General features: G+C 53.8%; 16 protein-coding genes and 4 pseudogenes. 16 read left to right on the top strand and 4 right to left on the bottom strand.

Going from position 1 to position 19,365, the window contains the following annotated elements; translation table 11 throughout:
* Positions 1-72: 72 nt before the first annotated feature.
* The 7 genes from CU081_RS07230 (at position 73) to CU081_RS07200 (ending at position 3,647) form a co-directional block, all read left to right on the top strand.
* Positions 73-441 carry a DUF1090 domain-containing protein gene (locus CU081_RS07230; RefSeq protein ID WP_003862642.1) on the top strand — a complete coding sequence of 123 codons (369 nt, stop codon included), beginning with the start codon at positions 73-75 and terminating at the stop codon, positions 439-441.
* Positions 442-470: 29 nt separating this feature from the next.
* The gene (locus tag CU081_RS07225; protein ID WP_003862645.1) at positions 471-776 is read left to right on the top strand and encodes a DUF883 family protein; all 306 of its coding nucleotides are present in this window, start codon (positions 471-473) and stop codon (positions 774-776) included.
* A 2-nt stretch (positions 777-778) separates the two neighbouring features.
* Positions 779-1,177, top strand: a complete 399-nt coding sequence (locus CU081_RS07220; RefSeq protein ID WP_003862647.1) for a phage holin family protein — start codon at positions 779-781, stop codon at positions 1,175-1,177.
* A complete protein-coding gene (locus CU081_RS07215; RefSeq protein WP_058647452.1) occupies positions 1,174-1,470 on the top strand; it encodes a YqjK-like family protein in 297 nt (98 codons plus the stop codon). The genes CU081_RS07220 and CU081_RS07215 overlap by 4 nt, the downstream gene beginning before the upstream one ends.
* 253 nt (positions 1,471-1,723) lie before the next feature.
* Complete coding sequence (locus CU081_RS07210; protein ID WP_003862651.1) at positions 1,724-2,116, top strand: DoxX family protein; 393 nt, start codon at positions 1,724-1,726, stop codon at positions 2,114-2,116.
* Between the two features lie 72 nt (positions 2,117-2,188).
* Positions 2,189-3,175, top strand: a complete 987-nt coding sequence (locus CU081_RS07205) for a glutathione S-transferase family protein (protein WP_003862653.1) — start codon at positions 2,189-2,191, stop codon at positions 3,173-3,175.
* 106 nt (positions 3,176-3,281) lie between these two features.
* Positions 3,282-3,647: a DUF805 domain-containing protein gene (locus CU081_RS07200; protein ID WP_000384149.1), complete on the top strand. Its 366-nt coding sequence runs from the start codon at positions 3,282-3,284 to the stop codon at positions 3,645-3,647.
* 38 nt (positions 3,648-3,685) lie between these two features.
* On the opposite strand, the gene yhaJ is transcribed toward CU081_RS07200, so the two are convergent.
* Positions 3,686-4,588, bottom strand: a complete 903-nt coding sequence (gene yhaJ, locus CU081_RS07195) for a DNA-binding transcriptional regulator YhaJ (protein ID WP_003862655.1) — start codon at positions 4,586-4,588, stop codon at positions 3,686-3,688.
* 104 nt (positions 4,589-4,692) lie between these two features.
* On the opposite strand from yhaJ, the gene CU081_RS07190 reads away from it, so the two are divergent.
* Positions 4,693-5,394, top strand: coding sequence for a pirin family protein (locus CU081_RS07190; protein ID WP_003862658.1), 702 nt, complete (start codon positions 4,693-4,695; stop codon positions 5,392-5,394).
* Between the two features lie 79 nt (positions 5,395-5,473).
* Here the strand turns inward: CU081_RS07190 and CU081_RS07185 are convergent, their stop codons facing one another.
* Together CU081_RS07185 and CU081_RS07180 are read right to left on the bottom strand one after the other, a co-directional pair.
* Positions 5,474-6,778: an L-cysteine desulfidase family protein gene (locus tag CU081_RS07185; protein WP_022651889.1), complete on the bottom strand. Its 1,305-nt coding sequence runs from the start codon at positions 6,776-6,778 to the stop codon at positions 5,474-5,476.
* A gap of 20 nt (positions 6,779-6,798) precedes the next feature.
* Positions 6,799-8,130, bottom strand: a complete 1,332-nt coding sequence (locus tag CU081_RS07180; RefSeq protein WP_039269105.1) for an amino acid permease — start codon at positions 8,128-8,130, stop codon at positions 6,799-6,801.
* Between the two features lie 523 nt (positions 8,131-8,653).
* Between CU081_RS07180 and CU081_RS07175 the strand changes: the two genes are divergently transcribed.
* From CU081_RS07175 to CU081_RS26725, 8 genes and pseudogenes are all read left to right on the top strand, one after another.
* Positions 8,654-11,437 (top strand): type VI secretion system Vgr family protein, encoded by a 2,784-nt coding sequence (locus CU081_RS07175; protein ID WP_022651892.1) that lies wholly within the window; start codon positions 8,654-8,656, stop codon positions 11,435-11,437.
* 1 nt (position 11,438) lies between these two features.
* Positions 11,439-13,433, top strand: coding sequence for a phospholipase D-like domain-containing protein (locus CU081_RS07170; RefSeq protein WP_022651893.1), 1,995 nt, complete (start codon positions 11,439-11,441; stop codon positions 13,431-13,433).
* A gap of 138 nt (positions 13,434-13,571) precedes the next feature.
* Positions 13,572-13,856, top strand: coding sequence for a hypothetical protein (locus CU081_RS26120; protein ID WP_022651894.1), 285 nt, complete (start codon positions 13,572-13,574; stop codon positions 13,854-13,856).
* 2 nt (positions 13,857-13,858) lie between these two features.
* Positions 13,859-15,040 (top strand): T6SS immunity protein Tli4 family protein, encoded by a 1,182-nt coding sequence (locus CU081_RS07165; RefSeq protein WP_022651895.1) that lies wholly within the window; start codon positions 13,859-13,861, stop codon positions 15,038-15,040.
* A gap of 62 nt (positions 15,041-15,102) precedes the next feature.
* A pseudogene (locus CU081_RS26470) lies at positions 15,103-15,291 on the top strand (type VI secretion lipoprotein TssJ); the annotation flags it as partial.
* Positions 15,284-15,784 (top strand): annotated as a pseudogene (locus CU081_RS07155) (contractile injection system protein, VgrG/Pvc8 family); the annotation flags it as partial. The pseudogenes CU081_RS26470 and CU081_RS07155, both read left to right, overlap by 8 nt.
* Positions 15,784-16,043 (top strand): annotated as a pseudogene (locus tag CU081_RS07150) (VRR-NUC domain-containing protein); the annotation flags it as partial. The pseudogenes CU081_RS07155 and CU081_RS07150, both read left to right, overlap by 1 nt.
* A gap of 9 nt (positions 16,044-16,052) precedes the next feature.
* A pseudogene (locus CU081_RS26725) lies at positions 16,053-16,980 on the top strand (DUF3396 domain-containing protein); the annotation flags it as partial.
* Between the two features lie 88 nt (positions 16,981-17,068).
* Here the strand turns inward: CU081_RS26725 and pflB are convergent.
* On the bottom strand, positions 17,069-19,363 hold the full coding sequence (gene pflB, locus CU081_RS07140) for a formate C-acetyltransferase (protein WP_022651899.1): 2,295 nt from the start codon (positions 19,361-19,363) through the stop codon (positions 17,069-17,071).
* Positions 19,364-19,365 lie beyond the last annotated feature (2 nt).

Below are 19,365 nucleotides of genomic sequence, written 5' to 3'. Positions count from 1 at the left end.
AGCACCCCTCAGATGTTCTCCGCTTAGTTCTGGAACACGGCTTACGCCGTAACACAATGGAAGGTTTCTATAATGAAATACCGCATCACCCTGGCTCTGGCCCTTTTTTCTTTAAGCACAGCTTCCTTCGCTATGTCTCTTTGTCAGGAGAAAGAACAGGATATCCAACGCGAAATCAGTTATGCCGAAAAGCATAACAATCAGCACCGGATCGACGGACTGAAAAAAGCGTTGCGCGAAGTGAAAGACAACTGTACGGACAGCAAGCTGCGTGCCGATCATCAGGAAAAAATCGCTGAACAGAAGGACGAGATAGCCGAGCGCCGTCAAGACCTGCAAGAAGCGAAAGAGAAAGGTGATGCGGAAAAAATTGCCAAGCGCGAGAGGAAGTTGCAAGAGGCGCAGGACGAACTGAAAGCGCTGGAAGCTCGCGATTATTGAGTTAACGGAAATCTCAACAGGAGAGAATCATGTCAAAAGATACAACTTCAGAAAATCTGCGCGCTGAACTGAAATCCCTGGCGGACACCCTGGAAGAGGTGCTGAACTCTTCTGCCGATAAATCGAAAGAAGAAGTCAGCAAACTGCGCAGCAAAGCGGAGCAGGCACTGAAAGAGAGCCGTTACCGTCTGGGTGAAACCGGTGATGCACTGGCGAAACAGACCCGCGAAGCGGCTGCGCGCGCAGACGAATATGTACGTGATAATCCATGGACGGGTGTGGGTATTGGCGCCGCAGTGGGTGTGGTGCTGGGTGTCCTGCTGACGCGTCGTTGATTATGGAAGATCCACGTCACGCACAAGGGCCTGCTAAAAACGTCCTCGGCATTGGCCAGCGTATTCTTACGACGCTGGTCGGTATTGCCGAAACGCGCGTCCGGCTTGCGGTAGTGGAGCTGGAAGAGGAGAAAGCCAACCTCTTCCAGATGCTGCTCATGCTTGGGCTTACGATGCTCTTTGCCGCGTTTGGTCTGATGAGCCTGATGGTGTTAATCATCTGGGCTATCGATCCACAGTATCGTCTGAACGCGATGATTGCGACTACCGTGGTTCTGCTGGTGGCGGCGCTGATAGGCGGTATCTGGACCCTGCATAAAGCGCGCACGTCGACCTTCCTGCGTCATACGCGCCAGGAGCTGGCCAACGACCGCGCCCTGCTGGAGGATGATAAGTCGTGAGCGACAAAGCCGAACGTCAAAAGCGGAAAGCGTATCTGTTGAGCCAAATCCAGCAGCAGCGACTGGATCTGTCTGCCAGCCGTCGCGACTGGGTTGAAGCCACGCATCGGTTTGACCGCGGCTGGAACACGGTCCTGAGACTGCGTTCATGGGCGCTGGTCGGCAGCAGCGTGATGGCGATCTGGTCGGTTCGGCATCCTAACATGCTGATCCGCTGGGCACGTCGCGGCTTTGGCGCCTGGAGCGCCTGGCGTCTGGTGAAAACCACGCTGCGACAGCAGCAGTTGCGGTGAAAAAAGCAAAACGGTAACCCTGGTTACCGTTTTTTGTTTTTGACCCCTCTCCCTGTGGGAGAGGGATGGGGTGAGGGCACCAGCCCGCACGCTCCCTTACTCAATATCTTTGAAGAAGATTAACAGTTTTCCTTGCTAACAATTGCCATCCGCCCCGTTTACACTCCTCTCCATCGACAGCAAAGACGCGGTATCTACCCGAATTTGCACGCAAATAACGTTTAGCCGCTGATGTGGTTTCCTGGAGAGTAAAATGAAAAAATTAGAAGATGTTGGTGTACTGGTAGCGCGTATTCTGATGCCAATTCTGTTCATCACCGCAGGCTGGGGCAAAATTACCGGCTATGCGGGCACTCAGCAGTATATGGAAGCGATGGGCGTGCCGGGGTTCCTGCTGCCACTGACCATTCTGCTTGAGTTCGGCGGCGGCCTGGCAGTGCTGTTCGGTTTCCTGACACGCACCACGGCGCTGTTCACCGCAGGCTTTACCCTGCTGACCGCGTTCATCTTCCACAGCAACTTTGCGGAAGGCGTGAACTCCCTAATGTTCATGAAAAACCTGACCATCGCGGGTGGCTTCCTGCTGCTGGCTATCACGGGCCCGGGCGCCTACAGCATCGACCGTCTTCTGAATAAGAAGTGGTAAGCACGCTATACTGATTACATTCAAAGCGAGGAGACATCTCCTCGCTTTTGCTATCTGACGGAGGAGAAAAAAATGGGACAACTCGTAGACGGCGTCTGGCAGGATGTCTGGTATGACACCAAATCCACCGGTGGACGCTTTAAGCGCTCTGTTTCGGCCTTCCGTAACTGGCTGACCGCCGACGGCGCACCCGGCCCGAGCGGCGAAGGCGGCTTCGCGGCGGAGAAAGATCGTTATCATCTGTACGTTTCTCTCGCCTGTCCGTGGGCGCACCGCACGCTGATTGTGCGCAAGCTTAAAGGCCTCGAATCGTTAATTCCGGTTTCGGTGGTCAACCCGCTGATGCTGGAAAACGGCTGGACGTTCGACAGTGACTTCCCTGCCGCGACGGGTGATGAGCTTTATCATCACGATTTCCTGTATCAGCTCTATCTGCGCGCCGATCCGCACTACACCGGACGCGTAACGGTGCCGGTGCTGTGGGACAAGAAAAACCAGACGATCGTCAGCAATGAATCCGCTGAAATCATTCGCATGTTCAATACCGCGTTTGACGCGCACGGCGCCCGCGCCGGGGATTACTACCCGGTTGAGCTGCGCGAGAAAATTGACGAGCTGAACGGCTGGATCTACGACAACGTCAACAACGGCGTCTATAAAGCGGGCTTTGCCACCAGTCAGGAAGCGTACGACGAAGCGGTCGGCAACGTGTTTGGATCCCTGGAGCGCCTGGAGCAGATCCTCGGCCAGCATCGTTATTTAACGGGCGATCGCCTCACCGAAGCAGACATCCGCCTGTGGACGACGCTGATCCGCTTCGATCCGGTGTATGTCACCCACTTCAAGTGCGACAAGCATCGCATCAGCGATTACCTGAACCTGCACGGTTTCCTGCGCGACATCTATCAGATGCCGGGGATTGCAGAGACGGTCAATTTTGACCATATTCGCACCCATTATTTCCGCAGTCATAAGACCATCAACCCAACGGGCATTATCTCCATTGGCCCGTGGCAGGACCTGGATGAACCGCACGGGCGCGACGTGCGTTTCGGATAATTATTTAGGGAATCAATTGATTCCCTTTTTTAATTCACAGCATACATCTATCCTTACCTCGATCGCTTAGAAAACAAGTGATTGACTGATTAAGAGGCAAGGAAAAATGGACTGGTATTTAAAGGTACTGCGCAACTATTTTGGTTTTGGTGGCCGTGCCCGCCGTAAAGAGTACTGGATGTTCGTTCTGGTGAACTTCGTCCTGATTATGGTGCTGGGCATTGTGGACAAGATCCTCGGCTGGGAACGCGAGGGGGGTGAAGGCATTCTCACCACCATTTATGGTGTGTTAGTTCTGCTGCCTTCATGGGCCGTACTGTTTCGTCGTCTCCACGACACCGATCGTTCGGCGTGGTGGCTGCTGTTGCTGTTGATCCCGCTTATCGGCTGGATCGTGATTTTGATTTTCAACTGTCAGAGCGGAACGCCGGGCGAAAACCGCTTTGGTCCGGATCCTAAGGCAAGCGCGTAAATTCTGCCCGGTGGCGCTTACGCTTACCGGGCCTACGCTTATTTGTTGTGGTGGGCAAAGAGCTTGGGAATTTCACGCAAACACCACGATTTGGCTTCGCCCATGCTATCGCGACGCCACGCCATAATAATATCCACTTCGCTGGTGTATTCCGGGCTGACGACGCGCAGCCGCCCTTCTGCAATGTCCTTTTCGACAAACGGGTACGGCATAGTCGCCACGCCCAGCCCCGCCAGGAGCGCCTGACGCTTATCTTCCAGCGACGTTACCGTCAGTCGCGGCTGTTTATCCAGCAACTGTACCGTTAACACCGGGCGCTCTCGGGCGGTATCCGCGACCGCCACGCCGCGGTATTTCACGCGCGTGACCTCAGAGAGCGGCTCCGGCTCCTGATGGATAGGGTGATCCGGCGCGGCGACGTAGACGTTCATCACGCTGTAGAGCTTGCGCGAATTGATTTCTGACGATGAGCGGAAATGCATGTCTGGCGCAATCACGATATCCGCCCTGCCCGTCTCAAGACGCTCCCATGCCCCGGCCAGCACCTCGGTGATGATCGACAGCTGGGTATTGGCTTTCGCGGCCAGTCTGTCCACCAGCGGAAACAGCGCTTCGGTGGGCACCAGCGCTTCGGTCACTAACGTCAGATGGGTTTCCCAGCCGCGGGCCAGCGCTTCGGCATCGGTCGTCAGCTTATCCGCCGCTTCCAGCAATACGCGGCCGCGCTCCAGCAGCATCCGCCCAACGTTGGTGAATTTTGTTCGATGACCGGAGCGATCGAAGAGCACAACATCCAGCTCCTCTTCCAGCTTTTGCATGGTGTAGCTCAGCGCAGACGGAACGCGCCCCAGTTCATCTGCCGCCGCGGCAAAACTGCCGCGCCTGTCAATCGCGTCCATGACGCGAAGCGCCTCAAGCGTCAATGCTCTCTCTTTAGCCATCTCGTTCTCATTCAGGAAATTTGAACATACCAGGCAGAATATCTGGCTAACAATGCAGCGTCCATACCTTTACCATTGATTTAGTGTAAAGAGAGGTCAAGTTTATGATTACGACAAGAACAGCGAAACAGTGCGGACAAGCCGATTTCGGTTGGTTGCAGGCCCGCTACACCTTTTCCTTTGGACACTACTTTGACCCTAAACTCCTCGGTTACGCTTCACTGCGTGTATTGAATCAGGAAGTGCTCGCCCCGGGCGCGTCCTTCCAGCCGCGCACGTACCCGAAAGTCGATATCCTGAACCTGATCCTGGAAGGCGAGGCAGAATACCGCGATAGCGAGGGCAATCATGTCCAGGCGAAGGCTGGCGAGGCGCTGTTAATTTCCACGCAGCCAGGTATTAGCTACAGCGAGCATAACCTCAGCAAAGATAAAACGCTGACCCGCATGCAGCTGTGGCTGGATGCCTGTCCGGAGCGGGAAAATCCGCTGGTGCAAAAGATCGATCTGAAGGGCGATCAACAGCAGCTGATTGCCTCGCCAGACGGCAGCAAAGGCAGCTTGCAGTTACGCCAGCAGGTGTGGCTGCACCATATCGAACTGAAAAAAGGTGAACAGGCGAGCTTCCAGCTTCATGGCCCGCGAGCCTATTTGCAGTCCATTCACGGAACGGTGCATGCGGTCACGCATACGGAAGAGAAAGAAGCGCTCACCTGCGGTGACGGGGCGTTTATTCGTGACGAAGCGAATATCACTCTGGTTGCCGATACGCCGCTGCGCGCGCTGTTGATTGATTTGCCGGTTTAAGATCAACACGCCCCTCGCTCGATCGGTTCCCTCTCCCTATGGAAGAGGGTTAGGGTGAGGGGTAACGGATTGGATTAGATCACAACACCTTACTCGCCATAATCTCAATGATCTGCCGGTCCGTCGCCTGCATTGAGCGGCACGCCAGGGCGCACAGGTTAGAGATCGACTGTTCCACGTCGTGCGCCACAATCCCCTCGTTACCCGTCACCGCAGTATCATCCAGCGCCATCATCACGGCTTTCCAGGCGCTGGTGACGCTGGTCGAGACCTTCATTGCACAGCTGTTAGAAGCCCCATCGCAGATCATCCCGCTCACGTCGCCGATCATACTGCCGATCGCCATGGCAATGGTCTGGTAAGATCCGCCCATCAGCCACGCCATCCCCGCCGCTGCCCCCATTCCGGCGGTTGTCGCCGCGCACAACGCGGACAAGCGCGGAAGCTGGTAATGGATATAGATAGCCGACAGATGCGAGAGCATCAGCGCCCGCGCCAGCCGTTCGTCATCAGCCTGAACGTGCTCAGCCACCACCACTACCGGCATGGTGGCGGTGATGCCCTGATTCCCGGAACCCGAGTTGCTCATCGCTGGCAGCGTCGCGCCTCCCATGCGGGCATCCGAGGCTGCGCTGGTGCGGATAATAATGTCTGAACCCAGATCCTGCGCCATCCAGCCGCGTGCGCGCTGTTTATTGAGCGTCGCGCCAATATGCAGCCCCCAGTTGCCACGCAAACCTTCGCGGGAGAGCGCATCGTTCAGCCGCCCCGCATCGAGGATAAAGCGGATCGCGTCGAACGGCACCTGCTCCACAAACTCAAGGATCTGCGACAGCGTGGTGGTCGAGAGCACCGCCAGCGGATCGTCGTTGTTCTGGCTCTGACGATCGTCAAGCCTGAAGCACGTTTCGCCCTGACAAACTACCTCCACCACGCGAGTGTGCCCGCCAGCGATGGTCACCATCGCCGAGGATTCACCGGCGTAAACGCAGGCGCGTGAATAAAGGATCTCATCGCACGGCTCCTGCAATTTTACCTGCACCAGACCCGCGTTCAGCAGTGCTTTGGCGCGCGTTAGCGCCTCGGCCGACGCGTCTTTCAACACCTCCAGCCCGGCGTGTGCATTACCGCCTGTCGCCCCCAGCGCGGCCGCGATGGGTAAACCGACCATACCGGTGCCGGGCACCGTTACGCCAAGCCCGTTTTTCATCAGGTTCGGCGATACCCACGCCTCGATACGCGTTACCTCACCGGAAAGCTGTCCGGCAGCCATCGCACACGCCAGCGCCAGCGAGACGGGTTCGGTACAGCCCAGCGCAGGCTTTACCTCTTCCTGCACGGCGCGAATAAAATGGTTCCATAAAGGATTAATTTGCTCAGACATCGTTACGACCTTATTTAACCTCATGAGAAGGCGAGGAAAGGAGAAACACAAAGCAGCAGCCCGGTAATTACGATAATTACCAGCGATACGCCTTTATATTTATGAAGTGCGGGCACTTTGTAGACCAGCCACGCCGGAATTAAGCAGCCCACCATCCCGAAAATAGGGCTACAGATGGAGGTGAAGCTCAGCACCGGCGCGTTTAATACAATCGCGCTCCAGGCCAGCAGGATGGCGAACAGCATAATTCCGCGCTGGACGGCATTTTCATTGATTTTTTTCGCCGGCATTTTGCGGCGCAGGATGTTCATCACGATGCCCTGCGTCGCCTCACGAAAGCCGAGATAGACGCCAAAGAACGCGGTCATCACGGCGAAAATGTTGAGGATCACGCTGACGATTTTGACCCAGCCCGCACCGTCACCGCTGATGAACTGTGCTGCGATTGCCAGGGCGGAAATATTCTGCTCGTAGGCTTTTACCGCCTCGTCGTGCCCCATCGCCAGCGTGAAGGAGACCGCGTAGAAAAAGACCGTCACAAACAGCACGCCAAAGGCGATATTCATTGCCCGCAGCGCTTTATGACGCGCCACCTCTACGGATTTTTCCCGTGAACGATAGGAAATCACCATCGGGCTTAAAGTCTGAATAAACAGAATGGAGGTTAAGGTGAAAGGCAGCGTAATAATGGCGTTTTTAATCAGCAGCCCCATCGGCGGCAGCATACCGACGTTGGCTAAATGCCAGAGGCCAATCATCGAAAGACCCAGCGCCGCCACTACAAATAATTTGGTCAGCACCATCAGGCTGGAGACTTTAAACAGCAGTTTTTCTCCGCGCGACGAGATGGCGACCAGAATGCAGATCAGGAATAAGCCGTAGAACGGATTTTCCGACAGCAAACCGTCGGTTACGCCGAAGGTGTGCAAATAGGAGGCGCTGTCGTTGGTGATAGCCGTGGAATAGACAAACATCCAGATCACCAGCATCACGAAATAAAGCGCACCCAATAAGATGCCCCAGTTTTTACCTAAATAACCGCTAATGACGCTCGGGTAATCTTTGCATTCCGGTGATTCCGCCAGCGTATTAATAAACAGGCGCTGGAACAGGTACATAGCCGGATAACCAATTATCGACGAGAGTAAAAACACCCACAGCCCCATTAACCCGACCTGCACCGGAAGAAAAACGATGCCCGCGCCGATAGCCATCCCGATACTCATGATGACCCAGCCCGTATCGGTGCTGTCAAATTTGATCGCCTCTCGCCATTCGCTTTCGCTCATTCCCGCCCGCCTTGCCGCAGGGGAATCACTCACAATCACACTGCTGTTTGTTGCCATATTCATTGGGCACTCGCTTATTTTGTAGGGTAACTGGTTGTTTTTATAAGATTCCGATCGCCAGCGATTGCGAGTCAGAAGGTGCAGGTGTGAGTTATTGATATGGGGAGATCATATCCGGAGAGCGGGAGAAAAAAGTCACAAGTTTAATGAGGCTTTTCTGCGTTTGGAGGAAAGTTTTCTTATGTCGGAGTTATTTGGGCATCATTTTTCTAAAAGTGACGGCGATCAACCTACAAATATCTCGCATCTGATCCTGAAGAAAATCGCTCTACATTCGCATTAACTATATAGTTACTGCTTTGCTTATATTGTCAACTTAGTCAGTACATCCATATATCCAATCAAGCGCGGATAGAGAGATGCCAGTTTGAATATTCTCAACTTCAAATATTCATATGGTGAATTGTTCCTTCTTATTTGCGCAGCAAAAAGGTCCCCCTTTTAAAAAATTACGTTATTTACAACAAATTTGCGTTATGTAACTATCGCGTCGTTTATTATCCACAGTAAGATAAAGGTCTTTGTTATGGATAACTGGCTGGCGCTCTTCGACGGACAGACCCGTTACACCCTGGACATTACGGACTCCCGCGTCACGCCCGACGTGCTGCGGTTTAAGGGCCGCGAGGCGCTCAGCGAGCCCTTCCGATGGACCATCGACTTCACCACACCGCAGGATAACCTCACCCCCGAAGAGGTACTGATGAAGTACGCCACCCTGCGCATGCGCAGCGGGAAGGCAGTGCACGGCATCATCACCCGTCTGGAGTGGCTTTCCACCACTGCCGACCAGTCGCATTACCGGGTGGAGCTGAGTTCCCGTCTGGCGCTGCTTAGCCGCACCCGCCAGTACCGCATTTTCCAGCACCAGGCAGTACCGGAGGTGGTGGAGCAGGTTCTGCGTCAGCACGGGCTGGAAGGGCCGGACTTTGAGTTTCGTCTGGATCGCAGCTATCCGGCGCGTGAACTTATCACCCAGTGGCGGGAGACGGATTTACAGTTTATCCAGCGCATTCTGTCAGAGGTGGGGATTTACTGGCGCACGGAGATGGATGATGTGCGCGGTCTGGATACGTACATATTTGCCGACAGCCAGCTTAACTACCGGTTTGACGTGCGCCTGCCATACCGCGAGCCATCGGGCCTGTTTGACGGCGCGGCGGAATCGGTCTGGGATGTGCGGACCTGGCACAGGGTTGCCACCGGCACCGTCGCCACGCGGGATTACAACTACCGGACAGCGGCCACACCGATGGATGCGACGGTCAGCGTGCGTCATGATGGGGTCACCACCGGGGAACATTACCGCTACGCAGCGCCTTACCGTGACGCAGGTGACGACACCAGCCCTGAGCCGGAAACCGAATCCGGGGCCTTTTATGCCCGCATCCACCACGAGCGGGAACTCAACAAATCAGCCCGCATTCACCTGTTCAGCAACGCTTCACATCTCGCGCCCGGGCAGGTGCTGGAGCCGCAGGGCGATGTCATTGATGCCCTGAAAGAGGGGGTCATCCTCACGCTGGTGACCTTCCGGGGAGCGCGGGATTCCCGCCTGCACGTGTCGCTATGGGGCATGCCTTACACCGAACGGTACTGTTTCCGCCCTGCGGACATCCCGCGTCCGGAAATCCACGGCACGCTTCCGGCCCGGGTCGAGAGCCGGGAGAAAAATGATATTTACGCTCACCTTGACGAGCAGGGCCGCTATCGGGTGAAGCTCGACTTCGACCGGGAGGGGACGGAAGCCGGTTACAGCTACCTGTGGCTGCGGATGGCGAAACCGTATGCCGGTGACACGCTGGGCTGGCACACGCCGCTCACCGACGGGACCGAAGTGGCGATAGCATACAGCAACGGTGATATTGACCTGCCGTATATCGCATATGCCCTGCACGATTCTGAACATCCGGACCCTGTCTCCCGCGACAACCACACCCGCAACGTGCTGCGCACGCCCGCCAACAACAAGCTGCGGATGGAGGATAAGCGCGGGGAGGAGCACATCAAGCTCGCCACGGAGTACGGCAAAACGCAGCTGAACAGCGGGCATCTGGTGGACGCGCAGGAGCAGCCCCGGGGCAAAGGCTTTGAACTCCGGACCGATGAGCACGGCGTTATTCGCGTCGCAAAGGGGCTGTTTGTCACCGCGGACGGGCAGCAGAAGGCCGCAGGCGGGGTGCTGGAGATGAGCACGGCACTCAGGGAGATCGACGTCTGCCTGAAACAGCTTCAACAGCTGGAGATGGCGGCAGAGCAGGCGCAGGCGCTGAAGGCGGATATCGACAGCCAGATACAGATGTTTGAGCAGCGCCTGAAGCCCCTTAACGAAACCCTGCTGTTCTCTGCCCCGGAAGGCGTTGCCGTGACCAGCGGGGAGCACATGCAGATGACAGCCACAAAAAACGTCGCCGTTAACGCCGGAGGGGATATCAGTGCCGGTGTCATGGGCAACATGACGGCGCTGGCGGGTGAAGAACTCGGGCTGTTTGCCAGAACGGGCCAGCTGAGCCTGAAAGCCAGTGAAGGCCCGGTGGAGATGCAGGCGCAGAACGGGAGAATGCAGCTGTTCGCGGAGAAGAAGCTCACCCTGTCGTCTGCGAGTGACATCACGTTTGCGGGCAAGAAGCGCATCACGCTCATCGGGGGCGGGAGCTACCTGCGGCTGGAGGCCGGGAAGGTGGAGTATGGTACGACAGCGACCTACCTGCGCCGGGTGAGAAGAACGATGAAAACCGGACCAGCTTCATTGCCATTAAATTTGCCTTTAATGCCCCTGGTCGACCTGTTTACCTCCCGGCTTGCAAACCCGCCAGCGGGAGCTTCGCAGGAACAGGACAAGCCACAAGAACAGGATAAGACAAAGCTGAAACCTGTGCTCCGTATTTCAGACGCTCCAGGAATCAATGGGGTAGTTCAGCCTGGCTGTAAATGGCAGATTGTTCTGGCAGATTCTTATATGCAGGCCGTTACAACGGATGAGGTACTGATGAATGGACAATCTGATTCGGAGGGGCAAGTATTACAGTCAGAAGACCAGCAATATCAACTAACTGAACTGGCGAAACAATATGCAAACCAGTTATGGCTGGTTGTCGGTCATCGGGCCCACCGTCTCTATTTCAATGTGATTCCTGCTGCCACTGATGAGGATGTAAAAGATTTTTGTGCGCAGGATACGATGGGATTCCATCGTATCTTTAACCGTATTTCCGGAAATATACTTCCGGGCGAAAAACTGAAACAGTGTATAAAGACCGAGCAGCAGGTGAGCGGAGTAATGCTAGAGTCACTCAGGGAGAGTAAATAAAATGGTGTCGCTTAAACTTGACGACGGTATGAACCGGTGCAGTGTTTATTTTGATGACAAAAGTGAAGAAAGCTACACCGCAACGGCTACTCATAATCATTGGGTACATTACACCAGTGGTCCGGAAAGGCAGTCAGAGAATTTTGCTGAGTATACAGAGGGCAATGTCGTGCAGGCTTTCCTTGGTGGAAAGGAGTATTTTTCTGCGCTTCTGGCAGCTTTTAAGCAGGCAAAAAAGTGCATTTTTATTACTGGCTGGCAGGTGAACTGGGACGCCCAACTGGCGGAGGGGATACGGCTGGTTGATACCCTGCTGGAGTCTGTACAGACAACTTCGGGTTTACAGGTTTATATTATGCCGTGGGAGAACCCGGCGCAGGTTGAGACGTATGCTGCGGCAACGGAACGGGTATTTGCTGCGATGAATACCCATCTCGGACGACAGGCTTTTTATGTTCAGCGTGCGGGATCTAAATCCGGAGTGATGTTTTCGCATCATCAGAAATGCGTGATTGTCGATGAAAAACTGGCATTTGTCGGCGGAATTGACCTGGCCTATGGACGCTATGATGACCATTATGGTCTGCAGGCAAACGCAGACGGACGACAGGGCATAAATATGTACAATTCCTGTATTCCACCCATTGTTCATCGTCCAGGTTATGACCCGATGAACGAATATGTTATTCCAGTAGGGAAATATTCGCAGGAACAGCTACAGGGTGAGATTAAACGAGCGGAAAAACGACAGACGGACAGCGTTCAGCACATTATTGATACAGTTTTAAAACATGAACTCTGGCAGTCTCAAGGGAGTTCGAAGGACAGCGTTTATCTGGATCCGACAATACAACCCCGGATGCCCTGGCAGGATTATCAGGTACAAATTGAGGGGCCTGCGGTGGATGATCTGGTCAGAAACTTTGTACTGCGCTGGAACAGTTATTCACACCGCTGGCCTGACAATCCTCTACAGACCCGTGTACCTGAACTTGATATCCCTGCAGTACCATCCATAAAAAAGGGAAGCTGTCAGATACAGCTATTGCGCAGTGCCTCATTGAGTATGCGACTTGATGAACATAAAAATATGCCGGAAATTGCGCCGAAAGCGCGACTGAAACAGGATGATATCCTGCGCAGTCTCCATCTGCTCATCAGTAAGGCGGAGCATTATATTTATATAGAGAATCAGTTTTTTGTGTCGGCATTTGAGAAATCATCTATTGGTGAAAATGAACCCTTGAGTCCAGTGGCAAAAAGTATTACCCCTACCCTGAGTGCTTGGGCAACCCGGCTATTGCCGGACGATGAAATGCCGCAAAACCCGGTAGCGGAATGGCTGGGGGACAGAATTAAGCGTGCGATTTTTAGTCATGTTGCGCAACCGTTTCATGTCTATATCGTACTGCCTGTATATCCGGAAGGGCGGCTTGATGACCCGGCTATCGTGGCGCAAATTCATCTGACCCGGCAGTCACTGGTATTTGGTTCTCACAGTCTGCTGAACCGCATCCGCCGTAGTTTGTGGGTGAAGCAACAACTTGAAGTGCAGGCGGTACCCCGCAAAGAATGGAGCAGGAAAATAGAGAAACTAGAAGAGCTATGTGGAACGGAATATACCAGTATTCCACTTGAAGTATGCGATCAATACGTGACGTTATTAAATCTGCGTGACCATGATGAACTAAACGGAATGGCGGTGACAGAGCAGATTTATGTACACAGTAAACTGACGATTGTGGACGACCGCTATGTGCTGGTGGGGAGCGCGAATATTAATGACAGAAGTCTGTTGGGTGACAGGGACTCTGAGCTGGCGGTACTGATATCGGATACTGAACATGGCTATACCGATCTGGATGGCAGTGGAACTACAGTTCCCTACCGTAATTTTGCTCGTAAGTTGCGGCAAAAGGCGTGGCGTAAATGGCTGGGGAGTGCGGCTGGGGAATGTGCAGAAGCGCTGGATAAGCCAGCACTAAAAGCCAGTTGAGAGAAGATTCAGGCTCTGGCGAGGGAAAACGCAATAATTTATGAGAGTGTATTTAATTTTATCCCACGAAATGATTTCATAAAAGATGAATCTGATGATGGCAATTACAGGAAAGAAAATAGCGAGCAGGGAGTAAAGATGAGGGCATCGTTATGGCCTGTAGCAGCAGCTAATTCACGAGACGTCCTTTCTAACGAAGGTAGTATGCCGTTTTCTTTTTCGTTTTGGAAAGAATATTCATTATATAATTACAATTTAAATAATATAAAAGGCTTTATAACTGCACTTCCTATTTACTGGTCGGAAGGTGAAAACAACTTAATTCCTTATAATACGCGGTTGATTGCCAGTAATTCTATACAGGCAGATGATGAAGTTCAAATTGCAAATAACGATAATATAAGGGATTCACTGGAAAGCTAGTTATGAAAAAATTTCCATTGTTAATTTTATGGGGTGGTTTTCTTGTTTCACCTGTGACATTTTCCCAGAAATGGAATAGCGAGTGTGTAAGTTATTATCAGATGCAACTACCTGATGGATTGGATGTGGGATTATATCCTATAGAAGGATTTACTAATCCGGAGGAACAACCAGAAGGTAATGGCTTTTTTATTACCAGTCGATATGCACGTAATGGTATAACATTTGGTGATAAATATAACAGAGCAAAAGCAGATTCTATTCAAGCGCAATTTTCTTCGCTTTATTACGGTAATTATGAGTTGGATGTTTCCTCTGAAGAGAAAACTCCGGTTGATTTCTCTGCGTATAAAGAAAGAGTTGCTGATAGTATAAATTTCGGTATTGAAGTTGCCAGGAAATATGAAGAGCGTGATTTAAAGTTACTTAATAAGCCAATGGAAACAAAGGCGGAGTTTAACAGGAAGCATGAATACATCTTAAAAGATTATCCTAATGCTTTCGTGAATTATGACTACAGAGGATATACGGTTTACATAAATAGCGGAAAGCGCCTGTATCATTTTTGGGGGAGGAATGCCAAAGATTCAGGAGAAAAATCCCAGACTACTGAGATGCAGGTGCGGAAATCCGAACCTGAAGTTCTTTCTCTTCTAAATCGTTTCAGACCACGTAAGTTATACGAAGTCCCAACAGAGCAAGGGTTTTGCCTTCCCTACGGCTTTATCGCGGGTGATTCCGGTCATGAGCCTCGTAATATTGGGATAACATACCGGCTTCAAAATCACCCGGATGTGACCATATTTTTTCAGGATCTGGGGATGAAGCCAAAGGCGGGAAAAGAAGATGACCTGAATGAAAAAGATTATGTAATCTGGCTCTGGAACTGGCAATACCAGTGGTCAGCAGTTTCAAAAGAGCTGATAAAACCAAAGTGGCGTTCAATAGAAATGGATGGACGTAAGGGGGTTGGTACATTTGTGAAATCTGTCTACAAAGACGGTGGACTCAATTACGGCTATGTTGCTTATGTACAGGGAGATCGACAAGCCAGAAATCTGAAGCCAGATTTATTACTCTACGTGATGCAGGACAGTCGACAGGCGAGAGGTAACCCGCCAATGGACAAGGATGAGTTGGAAAAACTGGCAGAACATATTGTCAGTTCTATTAAGAGGCGGTAATTCATTTTTTACTGCCTCCACAATTATTTATCCCTTTATTTTCGCCCGCATTACTATTAATGCCGCTGGCGACGATGGTGAGAGTCTTGCAGCTCAGGGGGCGTAAAGTGGTTGATGCCGCCAATTACCAGACACTTCTGCGCTAGGCCGATACGGTCCTAAAGGACGAGGTGCTGGCGTCAAAAGAACTGCCGGTGATGCCCGGTGGCAGCGTGACGCTCAATATGCTCATGGATGAAGATGCTCAGTTCCAGCCTGGCGCTGCTGGGATACACCCGGCAGTGCGCCGTATTTCAGAACCAGTCCGTGCCGGAGGTGGTGGAGCAGGTTCTGCGCAGACACGGGCTGGAGGGACCTGATTTTGAATTCCGGCTGGAGCGCAGCTATCCGGCGCGGGAGCTGATAACCCAGTGGCGGGAGACGGATTTACAGTTTATCCAGCGCATTCTGTCAGAGGTGGGGATTTACTGGCGTACGGAGATGGATGATGTGCGCGGTCTAGATACATACTTTTTTGCCGACAGCCAGCTTAACTACCGGTTTGATGTGTGCCTGCCGTACCGCGAGCCGTCGGGTCTATTTGACGGGGCGGCAGAATCGGTCTGGGATGTGCGGACCTGGCACAGGATTGTCACCGGCACCGTCGCCACACGGGATTACAACTACCGGACTGCCACCACGCCGATGGATGCGACGGTCAGCGTGCGCAGTGATGCGGTGACGACGGGCGAACACTACCGCTACAAATGCGCACCGCCTGGCGGGAGATCCAGCAGGCGACGGATATGACGCTGGAGATGTTAAACCGGGTGGACTGGGTACAGGTGCTGACCGATGCGGCAACCGCCATAGCGGTTATTCTGGTGGCGGTCGGCGTGGGGCGCTGGGCATTCCTGAAGCCATTATCGGCGCGTTTTTACTGATTGTACGCCTGGCGATAAGCGCCTGGGGGACGCTGGCGGCGATCCTCGGCGCAGGAACCACCGTGGCGGTAGCCCCGTAATAAGGAGTGATGATGTTAAAGGATCTGGTCGAAAAGTGGCTTCCTGAAGCATCGGTAAAATACAAGTACGGCAGCCCGGCGGTGAACCTCGGGTTGATAATCACCGTGTTCGTTAAAAACGGCCATACGCCGGAGGTTCGCCGAAAAATGGTGGAGTGTGTCGATCGTTATTACGGGGAATTTAAGCCGTATCTCAGGAAAACGCTGCCGGTAAAGAAATGGACCAGAATCACCGAAAACAATTATGCCAGACAGAAGCAGGCTATTCTAAACTCCACGCCTGAGGAAATTTTTGACTGGGTACTGAGTTCTGCAACTGAGTCATATCTGGCACCGGCTTACGAAATTCTTATCATGGGGAAACGAATATTCCATAACGAAAATGATCGCTCAGTCATAAAACTCGCTTTCCCCCTTTCCCTGCTGAAAGAGCCGGACGGTAAGGAACGGTATGAAAACTGGCTGCTTTGGCTGTGCGACACCTTCGAAGTGGAAAGCGGCTGTGCTGAGCTGTCGTTCGTTCTGCCCTACGCCTTTGAACAGATGTTCCCTTATGAATATGCCCTGGCTCAGCGTTTTTCCGGCGTGATGGTGGATTCGCTGGGTACCCCTGCGGGGAAGCGGTCGAAGGCCTCAAAGGTGCCTGCTGGTAAACCATTCTGGGCACGCCATGGCTGGAAAAGCTCGGAGGGGAAGACGCCGTCGCGCGGCGTCTGGTGAAAACACCGGAAATCGGCCTGCTCTCTTATAACAACGGGGTAATTCTGAAAGCCGGTGAGCTTCCTCCGGGTCTGGGTGAGATGAGAACCAAAGGCTTACCCCCTTACTGGTAAAGGTGAACCAGATTATTCGTCCGGTTCGTTATGACGGCCATAAAGGGCTCCATTTCTATTCCGGATACGCAAACCAACAGTTTGATGAAGAATCCTCCATGAAGTGATTTGCCCGCTTCGATGAGGCCAGCGCCCTGCTGGAATGAAAAAAGCCCCCTTTTAACAAAGGGGGCTGTCAACCCTATTTCTTATTTACATCGCCTGCGTAAACGTCCTCGAAATCACATCCTGCTGCTGCTCGCGCGTCAGAGCATTAAACCGCACCGCATAGCCTGAAACGCGGATCGTCAGGTTCGGATAATTCTCCGGATGGGCGATGGCATCCAGCAGCATCTCCCTGTTCATCACGTTGACGTTCAGGTGCTGACCGCCCTCAATGGTCGCTTCGTGGTGGAAGTATCCGTCCAGCAGCCCGACAAGGTTGGTTTTGCGCACCGGCTCGTCCTTGCCCAGTGCCTGCGGCACGATGGAGAAGGTGTAGGAAATCCCGTCTTTGGCATAGGTGAACGGCAGCTTGGCGACCGAGGTTAACGACGCCACCGCCCCTTTTCTGTCGCGCCCGTGCATCGGGTTGGCGCCAGGCGCAAACGGCGTGCCGCCGCGACGTCCGTCCGGCGTGTTGCCGGTCTTCTGGCCGTAAACCACATTGGAGGTGATGGTCAGGATCGACTGCGTCGGTACCGCGTTGCGGTACGTCGGCAGCGCCTGGATTTTCTTCATAAAGCGCTCAACCAGATCGCAGGCGATACTGTCCACGCGATCGTCGTTGTTGCCGTACTGCGGATAGTCGCCTTCGATGATGAAATCGACCGCCAGACCAGTGTGGTCGCGTACCGGTTTTACCGTGGCGTATTTGATGGCCGACAGGGAATCCGCCGCCACCGACAGCCCGGCAATGCCGCAGGCCATGGTGCGGTAGACGTCCCGGTCGTGCAGCGCCATCAGCGAGGCTTCGTAGCTGTATTTATCATGCATATAGTGAATGAGATTCAGCGCGCTGATGTACTGTACCGCCAGCCAGTCCATGAAGTGATCGAGGCTCGCCATTACGGTGTCGTAATCCAGTACCTCATCCAGCAGCGGCTCGGTTTTCGGACCGACCTGGATCTTCAGCTTCTCATCCACCCCGCCGTTGATTGCGTACAGCAGCGTTTTCGCCAGGTTGGCGCGTGCGCCGAAGAACTGCATCTGCTTGCCGATCACCATCGGGCTGACGCAGCAGGCAATGGCGTAGTCGTCGCTGTTGAAGTCGGTGCGCATCAGATCGTCGTTCTCGTATTGCAGCGAGGAGGTGACGATCGACACCTGCGCGGCGTATTTCTTGAACGCGATCGGCAGTTTTTCGGACCAGAGGATCGTCAGGTTTGGCTCCGGCGCAGGCCCCATGGTGTGCAGGCTATGCAGGTAGCGGAAGCTGTTTTTAGTCACCAGCGTGCGCCCGTCCAGCCCCATGCCGCCAATCACTTCCGTGGCCCAGATCGGATCGCCGGAGAAGAGCGTGTCGAACTCCGGCGTGCGCAGGAAGCGCACCATGCGGATCTTCATGATGAAGTGGTCGATCAGCTCCTGGGCCTGCACCTCATTCAGCCGCCCAGCCTGCATGTCGCGTTCGATGTAGATATCGAGGAACGAGGCCGTGCGCCCCAGCGACATGGCTCCGCCGTTCTGGGATTTCACCGCCGCCAGGTAGGCAAAATAGAGCCACTGCACCGCTTCCTGGGCGTTCATCGCCGGACGTGATATATCAAACCCATAGTTCGCCGCCATCTGCTGGATCTGCAGCAGCGCGCGCTTGTGTTCCGCCAGCTCTTCGCGCAGGCGGATCGTCGCCTCCAGATCTTCGCCGCGCTCCAGTTTCCCCTGGAGATCGGCGAACTGAAGTTCACGCTCGCGCACCAGATAGCTGATGCCGTACAGCGCCACGCGGCGGTAGTCGCCGATGATGCGTCCGCGCCCGTAGCCGTCCGGCAGACCGGTCAGCACCCCCGATTTGCGGCAGCGCATCATCTCCGGGGAGTAAACGTCAAACACGCCCTGGTTGTGGGTTTTGCGCAGGTCGGTAAAGAGATATTCAAACTGCGGATCCATCTCGCGACCGTAGGCTTCGAACGAGCTGCGGATCATGTTGATCCCGCCGTACGGATGCAGGGCGCGCTTGAGCGGCTTGTCGGTTTGCAGGCCGACGATCGTCTCCAGCTCCTGATCAATATAGCCCGGCCCGTGCGCGGTAATGGTAGTGGCGATGTTGGTGTCGAAATCCACCGGAGCGTGGGTGGCATTCTCCTGACGAATGCCGACCATCACCTTCTGCCACAGCGCCGTCGTTGCTGGCGTCGCCTGCGCGAGGAAAGCTTCATCGCCTTCATAAGGGGTGTAGTTATGCTGAATAAAATCGCGCACGTTGATGGCGTTTTTCCATTCTTCACCACGAAACCCGGCCCATGCGTCGCTGTAAGGCGCGACGCCCGTATCGATTGTTACTTTCATCA

Source organism: Enterobacter sp. CRENT-193, assembly GCF_002787395.1.
GTDB classification, from domain to species: Bacteria; Pseudomonadota; Gammaproteobacteria; order Enterobacterales; family Enterobacteriaceae; genus Enterobacter; species Enterobacter hormaechei_C.
The sequence above is the reverse complement of the archived record's forward strand: the minus strand, read 5'-3'. Positions and strand labels throughout refer to the sequence as shown.